The sequence below is a fragment of the Aurantimonas marianensis genome (genome assembly GCF_024195285.1).
GTDB lineage: Bacteria > Pseudomonadota > Alphaproteobacteria > Rhizobiales > Rhizobiaceae > Aurantimonas > Aurantimonas marianensis.
In genome coordinates, this window is record NZ_JALHBS010000069.1 from 20,608 (window position 1) to 32,147 (window position 11,540).

General features: G+C 64.0%; 10 protein-coding genes and 1 pseudogene. 6 read left to right on the plus strand and 5 right to left on the minus strand.

Going from position 1 to position 11,540, the window contains the following annotated elements:
- Positions 1 to 34: 34 nt before the first annotated feature.
- The 5 genes and pseudogenes from MJ956_RS11635 to MJ956_RS19005 all read right to left on the minus strand — a co-directional run bounded on the left by MJ956_RS11635 (position 35) and on the right by MJ956_RS19005 (position 5,865).
- Entirely contained in the window at positions 35 to 3,169 is a 3,135-nt protein-coding gene (locus MJ956_RS11635) for an efflux RND transporter permease subunit (RefSeq protein ID WP_253964627.1), read from the minus strand.
- Positions 3,166 to 4,470, minus strand: coding sequence for an efflux RND transporter periplasmic adaptor subunit (locus MJ956_RS11640; protein ID WP_253964628.1), 1,305 nt, complete (start codon positions 4,468 to 4,470; stop codon positions 3,166 to 3,168). The genes MJ956_RS11635 and MJ956_RS11640 overlap by 4 nt, the downstream gene beginning before the upstream one ends.
- Complete coding sequence (locus MJ956_RS11645; RefSeq protein ID WP_253964629.1) at positions 4,467 to 4,811, minus strand: hypothetical protein; 345 nt, start codon at positions 4,809 to 4,811, stop codon at positions 4,467 to 4,469. Before MJ956_RS11645 ends, MJ956_RS11640 begins: the two co-directional genes overlap by 4 nt.
- 467 nt (positions 4,812 to 5,278) lie before the next feature.
- A pseudogene (locus MJ956_RS11650) lies at positions 5,279 to 5,473 on the minus strand (integrase core domain-containing protein); the annotation flags it as partial.
- A gap of 125 nt (positions 5,474 to 5,598) precedes the next feature.
- Positions 5,599 to 5,865 (minus strand): transposase, encoded by a 267-nt coding sequence (locus tag MJ956_RS19005; RefSeq protein ID WP_423724847.1) that lies wholly within the window; start codon positions 5,863 to 5,865, stop codon positions 5,599 to 5,601.
- A gap of 235 nt (positions 5,866 to 6,100) precedes the next feature.
- On the opposite strand from MJ956_RS19005, the gene MJ956_RS11660 reads away from it, so the two are divergent.
- The 6 genes from MJ956_RS11660 to MJ956_RS11685 all read left to right on the plus strand — a co-directional run bounded on the left by MJ956_RS11660 (position 6,101) and on the right by MJ956_RS11685 (position 11,540).
- Complete coding sequence (locus tag MJ956_RS11660; protein ID WP_253964630.1) at positions 6,101 to 6,511, plus strand: NADH-quinone oxidoreductase subunit A; 411 nt, start codon at positions 6,101 to 6,103, stop codon at positions 6,509 to 6,511.
- Positions 6,512 to 6,573: 62 nt separating this feature from the next.
- The gene (locus MJ956_RS11665) at positions 6,574 to 7,641 is read left to right on the plus strand and encodes a hypothetical protein (RefSeq protein ID WP_253964631.1); all 1,068 of its coding nucleotides are present in this window, start codon (positions 6,574 to 6,576) and stop codon (positions 7,639 to 7,641) included.
- A complete protein-coding gene (locus tag MJ956_RS11670) occupies positions 7,638 to 8,561 on the plus strand; it encodes an NADH-quinone oxidoreductase subunit H (RefSeq protein WP_253964632.1) in 924 nt (307 codons plus the stop codon). Before MJ956_RS11665 ends, MJ956_RS11670 begins: the two co-directional genes overlap by 4 nt.
- Positions 8,552 to 9,313: an NADH-quinone oxidoreductase subunit J family protein gene (locus MJ956_RS11675; protein WP_253964633.1), complete on the plus strand. Its 762-nt coding sequence runs from the start codon at positions 8,552 to 8,554 to the stop codon at positions 9,311 to 9,313. The genes MJ956_RS11670 and MJ956_RS11675 overlap by 10 nt, the downstream gene beginning before the upstream one ends.
- Positions 9,310 to 9,615 (plus strand): NADH-quinone oxidoreductase subunit NuoK, encoded by a 306-nt coding sequence (gene nuoK, locus MJ956_RS11680; RefSeq protein WP_187389396.1) that lies wholly within the window; start codon positions 9,310 to 9,312, stop codon positions 9,613 to 9,615. The genes MJ956_RS11675 and nuoK overlap by 4 nt, the downstream gene beginning before the upstream one ends.
- Positions 9,615 to 11,540, plus strand: a complete 1,926-nt coding sequence (locus MJ956_RS11685; RefSeq protein WP_253964634.1) for an NADH-quinone oxidoreductase subunit 5 family protein — start codon at positions 9,615 to 9,617, stop codon at positions 11,538 to 11,540. Before nuoK ends, MJ956_RS11685 begins: the two co-directional genes overlap by 1 nt.

Genomic DNA, 11,540 nt, shown 5'->3' on the forward strand with positions numbered 1-11,540 from the left:
TGAGACATGCGAGTGCCGAACCGCGGTACGTTGCTCATGGGGACGTCGCCTCCTTCTCGTCTGGCGCAACCGGGTTTTCGTTGTCCTGCGCCTGCGCGAGGCCAAGATCGCCGAGAATGGCGTAGAAGGCAGGCAGGACGATCAGGACGAGAACGGTCGCGGAGAGCAGGCCAAAGACGACCGAGATCACCAGCGGCTTCAAGGTTTGGGCCTGAGTGCTGGTCTCAAGCAGCAGCGGCACAAGCCCCATCATCGTGGTCGAAACCGACATCAGGATCGGGCGAAACCGAGCGCGGCTGGCCTGGCCGGCAGCGCGGGCCAGTTCCATGCCTTCGGCGGCGCGCGCCTTGATGACCTGAACCAGAAGGATCGCGTTGTTGACCACGATGCCGGCCAGCGAAGCGGCGCCGATCAGCGAAGGCATCGAAATATTGTAGCCCATTATCAGATGCCCCAGCACCACGCCGATGAAGGCGAGCGGTATCGACAGCATGACGATCAAAGGTTCCACATAGCTGCGGAACTGGAAGGACAGCACAACGTAAATACCGATCAGCCCAATCAGGAAACCGCGCAGGATCGAAGCGACCGTTTCCGCCGAATTGGCGCTCTGTCCGGCAATTTCGAAACCAAGGCCCGGGAATTCACCCGCAAGCCGCGGCAGGAAGCTGTTCGACAATTCGGATACGATGGCGTCGGCATTGCCAATGCGCGTGTCGACATCAGCCTGCACCGTTACGGTGCGCTGTCCGTCGACATGCGTGATGGAAGACCAGCCCCGCGCCTCATCAACGAGTGCTACGGTCGATAGCGGCACAGTGGAACCGTCCGGCAGGGTAATGGTGAAGTCGCGCAGATCGTCGTAGGAGTCCCGATCTTCCACGGCTTGCTCAAGTTCGATCTCATGGGCGATGTCGCCTTGCTGCACGGTTGTTATCACGCGGCCCAGATAGGCGGCGCCGATCTGATCGGCCACATCTTGCGCGGTCAGTCCCAGCCCGGTCGCGCCCTCGGCGAGTCGCAGCCGAAGCTCCGGCTTGCCGGGGCGCAGGTCATGGGTGGCATTGAACACCCCGGAATAGGTCTGGACCTCGGCCAGAAGGCGATTGCCGGCCATCGCTAATTCCTCCAAATCCGGTGCCGACAGCCGGATCTCGATGGCGATCCCTTGTGGGCCGATGCTCGGTTCCATGAGCAGGATCGCCAGGGCACCGGGCACATCGCCGATCTCCTCGCGCCAAAGCGTCACGATCTCATCCAGCGTCACGGTGCGTGTCTCGGCGCCCAGCAGATCGGCGCTGATCGTGGCGACATGCGGGCCGGATTCGCCGGCGGTGGGATTGTAATTGAAGCGCGTCTGGACGGACTTCACCAGCGCTGCGCCGTCCGGCTGGTCGGGCGCCAAGGCGGCATTCACCCGGCCCAATGCGGCGCTCACCCGATCGACTACGTCTGCGGTGCGCGCAAATGGCGTGCCCTGCGGCATGAGTATGCGTGCCTCCAGAACGTCGCCGTCGATCGCCGGGATCGCCTCGCGCTTGAGATACCCGCCACCCAGAAGCCCCACGGTCACGATCAATGCCGCGATTGTCGCGCCCGTGACGAGATATCTTCGACGGATCGCCATGTCGGCCAACCCGCCGATGCGCCGCTCGCGGAACAGCTCGAATCGCGCATCGAAACCGGCGCGGAAACGTGACGGCGGCTTGTCCGCGCCCTTCAGACCATGGCTGAGGTGATGCGGCAGCAGCCAGAACGCCTCGGCGAGACTCGCCGCCAATGCCGCGATCAGCACCATGGGGATTCCCTCGAGGATGGCGCCCAATTCGCCCACTAAGAAGGCCAGCGGGCCGAAGACCGCGATGGTGGTGGCGAAGGACGAGAGCACCCCCGGCATCACTGCCATTGTGCCTTTCACTGCTGCCTCGGTGCGCGAGGCGCCGTCCGCCGCGGCTTCGGCGATGGCATCGGAAATGACGATCGAATCATCCATCACGATCCCGATGGCCATCAACAACGCAACCAGCGTCATCATGTTCAGCGACAGGCCCTGCAGTGCCATCGCGGCGAACGCGCCCATGAAGGCCACCGGCAGGCCCATCGCCGCCCAGATCGCGAAGCCGGGGCGGAAGAAGAGGCTCATCACCGCGACAACCAGGATCAGTCCCAGAACACCGTTTTCCACCAGCATCGTCAGCCGGTCGCGCACGATGCTGGTCATGTCCTTGACGACCTCCAGCCTGAGGGTGCCGGGCAAGGCGGCGCGCTCTGCCGCCACGAGTTCTTCCACGCGGTCGAAGACCTCGAGCGCGTCGGCCCCGAGCGCCTTGTCCACCTGCAGGAAGACCGCGCGCTGTCCGTCAAGAAAGGCGCGCTCCTCGTCCGGTGCGTACTGCTCAGAAATGGTGGCGACCTGTCCCAGGGTGAGCTCGGCGCCGTTCGGCCGGGACAGGACGACAAGGTTGGCAAGGCCGGCTGCGCTGCGCCGCTCATCGGTGAAACGGAGGCTGATCTCGCGGGTACGGGTCTCAAGCGTGCCGAGCGGCCTGTCGATGCTTTGTGCGCCAATCGTCGCGGCAAGTTGCGTGACGGTCAGGCTGTGCTGTTCCAACACCGCGCGAGGGACGGTGACACGAAACTGCCGCTCGCCAAAGCCCGAGATCGTCACCTTTGCCACCCCGGGAAGGGCCGACAACTTGTCCTGCAGTTCCGCGGCGTAGCGCTCCAGATGGGCGGGCGGCAGATCGCCCGCCACAGCGACCGAAGTGACGTTGTCGGTGCGGTGAAGCTCACGGACGATGGCAGGATCGGCCTGATCGGGGAAATCGTCGACCGCGGTCACCTCGGTGCGGAGGTCGTTGACAAACCGGGCGCTGTCGCCAGACGAAGTCATTGTGGCGATGGCGCGCGCAACGCCGCCTTGCGCGGTGCAGCTCAATTCCTCAAGGTTCTCGACGCTTTCCACTGCATCCCAGATGCGCCGGCAGATGGCGTCTTCGACCTCTTCCGCCGTGGCGCCGCGGTAGACGACGCTGATTTCGGTCTCGACAGGTCTGAAATCAGGAAATGTCTCGCGCTTCAGTGTCGGCGCGGCCATGAGACCGGCGGCGAAAATGAGCACGAGCAATAGGTTGGCGGCTGTGGGATGCCCTGCGAACCAGCGGATCATTCCGAGCCCTCCACCGGTCGGACGATCATGCCCGGGATCGCCGGCATCAGATCGTCGAGGATGACCTCTTCACCCGCCGCGACGCCGTCTTTCAGAGCCGCCATCCCCGCCTGTCGCCAGTCGACCGACACCGTGCGCAGTTCCAGTCGGCCCTCGTCATCTCGGATATAGACGATATTGCCCTCGTGAACCGCACTGTCGGGCACGATCACCTGTGAACCACGTTCGGGCCCAGTGAGGACGACCTCGACATACATGTTCGGCACCAGCGGCAGGCGCAGCGGCGGGTTCGCCCCGGCATAGGGATCATCCACAGCCACGACGGCCGGAACCGACCGCGCCTGTGGGTCGAGTGCGCTTTCCACCCGCACCAGCCGACCCGCCCAGATTTGCGACGGGTCCGAGACAAGCCGCACTTCGGCCGTAACGGTCTCGAAGCGTTCGGACATGTTCGCGGGGGTCATCCGGGTACCGTTCACGGCCGTTCCCAGCAGGCGGCGGAACGATTCCACAGGGATCTGCGCAATGATCTCGACGCGGCCGATGTCATCGGCGGAAACGAGTGTCTGGCCGGTTCCGACGAATTGGTGCCGCTCGACATGGACCTTGCTGACCCTGAGATCAAACGGCGCCACGATCTCGGTCTTGGCGAGGTCGCGACGTGCGCGGTCCAGAACCGCGTTCGTACGCGCCACCTGCGCATCGAGCCGGGCGCGGCGTGAGGGGATCAGGGCGTTGGCATTGCGCAATTCTTCCACGCCGCGCCGCACCTGCAACGTGGTGCGTTCCTGGGTGTCGAGTGTCGACCGGGCCGCGACTCCACGCTCGGCTAGGTCGCGGGTCCGCGCCAATTCCGACTCGGCCAGCGTCAGCCGCTCTTCCTCCAGCGTCAGAAGACGGCCGGTATTTGCTTCGTCGACCGCCAATTGCGCGACGTCCGCCTGCAAAGCGGCCAGATCGGACTCGGCCTGGGCAATAGCCAATTCATAGGCTGTCGGGTCGACCCGTAAAACCGTGGTCCCTTCGGTGACAATATTGCCGGTATCCAGATCGGGATGACGCCAGACGACCGTTCCGGCAACTTCGGCAACCGCTTCCCAGTTACGTGCCGCCTGCACATTGCCATAGCCCCGCACGGCGGTTCGCAAGCTCGTCACCTCAGCCGTCATGGTGCGCGCGACAACGCTGCGCTCGGATTCTTCGATCCGCGTCGGGGGTTCAGCAGTCGAGATCAGCCATGCAGCGACTCCGAGTCCGAGAGCGATAGGCGGAAGAAGTTTCAACAGGACGGGAACCCTCACGACCGGTCTCCCCCGTTTTCCAGTCCGTACAGGCGAAGCTGCAGATCGATCAGCCGATCGTCTTCAGCCACCAGATCGTATTGGCGTCCGGTCAGCGACCAGCGCAGTACGCAATCCTGAACCACTCCGAGCAGCAAGGATCCCATATCGAGCGTCTCGATCGGAATGTGTCGGTCGCATTCCCCCACCGCCGCGAGGAGTTCTTCCGTGATGCGCAATCGGAGCGCCGTCATGATATGGACATGTATCGGATGGACGACTTCTTCGGCGTCGAGACGTCCAGTTGAAAACAGCAGTGCCGGGACCGTCGGAAAATCTTCGACCCGTTTGAGTTGTGCCAACAGAATCTTGTGGACTCGGACAACTGCAGGGCCGCCTTCCCGGCTCGCATGTTTCCAGGAGTTGCGGGCAAGTCGCTCAATTTCCGACAGAACTGCAATCCAGGGGTCATTCTTGGTGGGAAGTGCCCGAAAAGGCCGGTCTGGGTTATGCCAATATGATCGGCAATCGTCTGAGTAGACAAACCACCTTCACCCAGTTCGGACAGCAAACGAAGGGTCGTTTTCACGATTTCCTGTTGATGTTCAGCCGCTGGTTTCCTGGCAGTAGTCATCTGATTGCCTCTAGAGATAGTGAATAGTTACTATCTAATTTGCCCTGATGCAATAGTGTTCAGGAATGACGCTAAAATCCGGCTCGAAATCGGCGGACCGGTCCGGCAGGTTCAGCGCAATGTCCGTCGTCAGAACATTTGGCGCAGATTTCGGCGTCGAATTGAGGAGAGACGGGCCTCGTCTGGAGGTTGATGTTATGCGGCGAACCTGCGGTGCTGCAAGCGCCGCTGTTCGAGGGTTTGTCGCTTGATTCTTTCGCGCTGCTTGATGATGGCGTCGGCCCTGCCGAAGTGGGCGTCGACGGGTGTCACGTTGCCCAGGCTCTCGTGGTAGCGCTGGTGATTATAATGCTCGACGAAGGCCTCCATCTGTCCCTTGAGACCGCCGGGATCGGGGCGGCGGGACCTGTAGTGATACGTCGACGTGTCGAATTCCAGAACCTGGCAGGCTCGCCGGATCGATACGTTCCACTCCTTGCAGGCCTCAGCCACCAGCTCGCGTTTGCGACCAGGCCTTACAGTTTTCGGCGGATGACGTGCTGCAGCATCTCCTTATCCAAGGCCAGATCCGCAACCAGCTTGCGCAGCTTGCCGTTCTCGTCCTCCAACTGCTTCAGCCGCTTCATCTCCGTCGGCAAAAGGCCGTCATATTTCTTCTTCCAATTGAAATAGGTTGCCTGGCTGATCCCGGCTCGCCGACAGATCTCCGCAACCGGGATCCCGTCGCCTCCCTGCTTCAGGATAAACGCCTTCTGCGCGTCCGAAAACTTCGATGCCTTCATCGTTCTCCGCTCCTCCCGGCCAGGAAATGTTACCGCGGAAAACTCCAGTTCAGAACGATCCAGTTTTGCGGGAGCAGATCAGCTGCATTTGCCGGTCACATGCCGCGCTGGGCGGCACTGACGATCGGCGTGTTTCCTCTCGCCGAACAGTCGAGCGCCGTGGAAAGCCCGTCCATCTGGATTCGGAACCCTGATCAGAGGGCTTGAATCGGGCTTAAAGATTCTGCCGATCGGGTTGACGATCGCCAGGACCGACACAGCTCAAAGCGAGACCGGGACGGGAGAGGAGATCGCTTTGGAAGGCTTGGCCGGCGCCATGATCATCGCGTTTTTCGCGGCGTCGATCGCCGCCGTGGTCCGGTTCGCGCCCGCCGGTTTTGCCGCCTCACTGACCGAACCTCAAAAGACCCCTTTCCTGGGCGGCGGGGCGCCGGACACCCATGCCTGGCAGCGCTACCACGTCCGCTATTACCCGATGACGCTGCTCTTCATCGCCTTCGAGATGGAGATGATGTTCATGTATCCCTGGGCCGTCGTTTTTGTCGAAGAGGGCGGCAAGGCGATGATGGAAATGGGGATGTTCCTCGCCATCCTGTCTGTCGGGATCGTCTATGGGTGGCGGGAGGGCATCTTCCGTTGGCAGTAGACTTTCTTCGCCGCCTCGCGGGCGCGGCACCCGTCCCTGTTTTCGCGGCCATCGGCGCCGAAATGCGTATCGCGGCAGACGAGCTTTTTCTCGACAGCCGGCTCATGCGCGCCAACAGCATCCGCCATGCCCGAATTCTGCTTGTCGCGGGGCCGGTACGGGAGGCCGATCAGGACGATCTCCACCGCCTGCATGATCAGATGCCACATCCGCGCGCGGCGCTATGGTGGAAGTCGAATCCTGGAGCGGGCTTCGCTGAACCGACGATGTCGGACGAGGATGACCCGGTGGCGGCTATAGAAGCGATCCACCGCGCGCTGATCGAAGGGGCAAGGGACAGCGAACCGGACATCCTGCCAAACGAACCACCCAATCCCTGGCGCGGCAAGGGAGATTACGGCCAGGGCGGCGAAGGGATGATGGGCGGCACCCCTTATGGCCGGCCGATGGCGATGACCGACGATGATCTGCGCGACGGATTGGCGCTCGACGCCTATACCGCGCCGTTCGGCCCGTTCCTGCCGATGCTCGCGCCGGGCTTGAAGCTGTCGGCGACGTTGCAGGGCGACGTCATTCAGACCGCAAAGCTTTTGCGACCGCCCCTTCCCCAGGCGAGATCCGCCGACGGGAGGGTCCATGCCTTACGGGCTCTTGCGCGTTTCCTGCCGATCCTCGGCCTCGAGGCACACGCTGTCCGCTGTCTCGATGCCGCTCGATCCTTGAGCGCCGGCAAACCCATAGAGCTCGCGAAAATCCGACAGCTGCTTCGCTGGTCCGGTGCGCTTGCCGCCATCCCTCCCGGTATCGGCGTGGTCGGGGGTGCCGACGTCCGGACGCGGGTCGAGCGATGGCTGGCCGTGCTGGACGAAAGTCAGCCCGGGACGTCCGATGATTCCGCGATGAGGTCTCCCCTCAAATCTGCTCGTCTCGTCGACCTGCTGCGCGGGCGCGAGTGGAGCGAGGCCATTCTCATCGCCAACAGCTTCGATACCGACACGCTGATCTCCCTCGCGCCTGTCGCAGCCGAGGATGACGAAGCAGAAGATCAACATGGGGGCGAAGCCGAAGGCGGGGAGATGGAGAGAGAGGCCCCCCATGGTGGGCACGCCCACGGAGGGCCGGGCGCATGACTCAAGTGCTCGCGATCCTGGTTCTGCCTCTGTTTCTTTTGGCCGGCATCGTCGCAGCCGCAATGCTCGACCGGGTGGTCCCTGCCCTCGTCGCCGGTCGCTCCTTGACACCAAGTGTTGCTGGCCCGCTCTCGGTGACCGCATCCTTGGCCCTGACGCAGACCGGCGGGACGGAGCATCCCGACCGGGTCAACTGGTTTCTCGCTCCCATCCTGTATTTCACGCTGGCCGCCATCGGTTTGAGCGTCGTTCCCTTCGCGCCGGGCGTCGTCGCCGCGGATCTCGATGCCGGAATCGTCCTGTGGGGCGCGTGCGAGTCGCTGACGGTCGTCGCGGTCTTCCTGCACGGCTGGTCGGCCAACTCGCCGCTTCCGCTGATCGGCGCCTATCGCTACGTCGCGATCGGACTTCCGGCCATGCTCCTGTCCATGTTCGTGCTGATCGCAGCCGCGCTTCCGGCACAGTCACTGGCCGTCACGGACATCGTCGAAGCGCAACGCAGCGTCTGGAACATCGTGCGCCAGCCGGCCGGGTTCGTCCTCTTTCTGATGCTCGGTCTTTCGCTCAGTCTGCGCGGCCCCTTCGATTATGCCGATCCCTACGATCTGGCTGGCGGAACGACGGCCGAAATCTCCGGGACGGCCCGCCTGACATGGTGGCTGGCGCGGCTGGCCATGCTCGTCTCGGTTTCGGCGATGACGGCAACGGTCTTCCTCGGCGGGTATCTCGGCCCGATCCTCCCCGGCTTCGTCTGGCTGGTCCTGAAGACAGGTCTCGTTCTCGTCGTCCTCGCTGGCGCCGGCGAAATCTTCGCCCGGCTGCCGCCGGACCGGATGATGAACGTGATCTGGCTGGCGCTGTTGCCGCTGTCGTTTCTCATGCTGGTCGCCGTCGGCGTGGAGCTGCTGCTATGGGGCTGATCGATCTCGCCTTCCTGGCGCTCTCCGCGATCGCGATCGTCTCCGGCTGGCGCGTGTTCGCGACCGATTCCATGGTGCGCGCATCGTTTCTTCTGCTGTTGTCGTTCACGGCCGTCGGGCTGATCATCCTGTTGCTGGCGGCGCCCTATATCGGCATCGCGACCATCTTCATGATGGCGGTGGAGATGATGGTGATGGCCCTCTTCATGGTAATGTTCATGATGAACCCCGCCGGGCTCAATCCCATGATGATGGTTCACCAGAACCGCTTTGCGATCGGCGCCGGCATCGTTGCCTTTCTGGGGCTGAGCGCCGCCGTCCTCACAACGGAATTCCCGACCGACCCTGTCGATCCAGGCCGGCAGGTCATCCGCGACCTGGGCCTGGAGATGCTCGGCCCGTCGATGCTCATCTTCGAGACCGCGGGCGTCACGCTTCTCGCCGCGATGGTGGGCGCGGTCGTTCTGTCGGCGCGAACCGGGCGTTTCGGCCCCTCGGACGCGGGCTCCCGCCCGCCGGGACTGGAGGTAGGCGGAGAGCCGGCCGGCCGTCGGGTCGAAAAGGCAAGCGGCCACGGCCATCATCACATGCACGATTCCCATGGCGGGCACGAGGACGCTGAGCACGCGGAGGGACATCCGGATGCCGATGGTGACCATGATGATGACGGGGAAAGCGGGCGGCGGCCGCTGCACAGCGATTGGTCGGCCGGGGACCGAACGATGACGTCGAAAAAGGAGGCGACCTCGTGAGTCTCGTCAGCGTCCTGATCGTCGCCAGCGCCCTGATCGGCATCGGCCTGTACGGCGCTCTGTCCCAGCAGTCCTTCGTCATGCTGATGATGGGACTGGAACTCATGCTCAATGGCGGCCTCCTCGCGGTGATCGGGTTCTGGTCGTTCAGCCTCGGCGGAGCACCGGAGGGGCAACTTCTCGCGATCATCGTCATGGCCGTGATGGCCGTCGACATGGCGGTCGGCTTCGCGCTCGTTACCGCCGTCTATCGAAAACGACAGGCCGACACGACCGAAAGTCTCGGGACGATGAAGCACTGATGCTGTTCCTGGTCGCCCTCCTGCCTGCCCTTGCCGCTCTCGGCATTCCGTTGGCGGTCCGGCTCGCCGGCGCCCCCAGCCGTCGTCTGCTGATGGTCGTTGCGATGGCCGGTCTCGGGCTCACGCTTCTTCTGGCGTTGCTGGCCGCCGCGGGCGGCTGGACCGGAACCATCGTCTGGTCGGGCCCCCTCCGCCTGACCGCGGCGCTGACCCCAGTCGCCAGCGCCATGGCGATGCTTGCGCCCGTGATCGCGCTGCCGATCCTTGCCTATGCCGCCTTCCACGAAGACGAGATCGGTCTCGGGCGGCTCGTCGCAATCCTGCTCTTGTTCGTTGCCGGAATGGAGCTTCTGGTCATCGCCGACGACCTCCTGACTCTTCTGATCGGCTGGGAACTGGTCGGTGCCTGCTCCTATCTTCTCATTGCCCATGACTGGCGTGATAGCGACAACCCCGCCTCCGGCCTCTACGCCTTCCTGATGACGCGCTTCGGCGATCTCGGACTGTTCGCGGCGGCGATGGCGGCCTACGCCGCGACGGGCGCGTTTTCCTACGACAGTCTAAGCGGAATCTCCGGCCCGCTCGCCGCCGTCGTCGCGTTCGGTCTGCTGCTTTCGGCGGCCTCGAAATCCGGCCAGGTCCCGTTTTCGCCGTGGCTGTTCCGCGCCATGGCGGGACCGACATCCGTCTCCGCGCTCCTCCACGCGGCAACGATGGTCGCGGCGGGCGCCTATATCCTCATCCGCCTCGAACCGTTCCTGGCGACGGTGCCGGGCGTTCCTGAGACGATTGTAGCGATCGGACTGGCGACGGCTCTGTCGGGCGGGCTCGTGGCAATCCTCCAGAACCACGCCAAGAAGCTGCTCGCCGCGTCGACGTCGGCTCACTATGGCCTGATGTTCGTCGCGGTCGGGTCCGGATATCCCGGCATCGCCTTCCTGCATCTCATCGCTCACGCCGCCTTCAAGGCGCTCTTGTTCCTGACCGCCGGCATCGCGGGGGAACGCGCGGGAAGCTATGGCCAGCATCTCATGGGATTTGGCCGGGCACTGCCCCTCGTCGCGGCCATGACCGCCATCGGCGCCCTGTCGCTAGCCGGCATGCCGCCCCTTGGCGGCGCCTGGACCAAGGAAGCCATCGTCACGGCCGCGGAACATGGCAGTTTGGGGGTCGCGGCGGGCGTGATCCTCGCAGGCGCGCTCAGTGCGGCCTACGCGACCCGGTTTCAACTTTCAGCTTTCGGGCTCGTCGAACGCCAGGAGCAGGATCGTCCTAAAGCCGAGCCCGGCCGGGCCGAAACCGGCGCCGTCGTGGCGCTCGCCCTGCTGACGCTGGCAACATCGCTCGTCTGGATTCCGTCGGTGCGCGAGGCGCTTGGTCGCGCACTCGAAATCGAGCTCCTCGAGGCGAGCCTCGCGACATTCGTCTTGTCGACCGTCGCCGTCGCTCTGGGTATCCTGATCGGCATTCTCCTGGTCCGCCGCTTTCCGGAGATCGGTCTTACGGGACGATCTTCGGAGACGGCGGACTGGCTTGGCCTGCCGGACCTGATCGAACGGATCGTCACCCGCCCCGTAACACGCTTGGCAGTGGCAGCCGCGGCGGTGGACGATCGGGTGATCGATGCCGGCGTTCGGCTGATCGCCAATAGTGGCGCTCGCGCCGCGCGGCTTGGCGGTCGGAAAGACGATCGCGTCCTCGACCGCGGCGTTGCGGCCACCGCTGACGCCGTCCACTGGCTCGCCTCTGCGAGCGACCGCACGGGCGAATGGTTGATCGATGGCCTCGCCGAGGGCACCGCGCTGATCGTCGGGCAAAGCGGCCGCGATACCCGGCGCCTCCAGACTGGCATGTCCCATCATTACTACGCCCTGGCCACCGGCGGCGCGATCCTCGCCTTCCTGTTCCTCCTGGTTGTTTCCTGA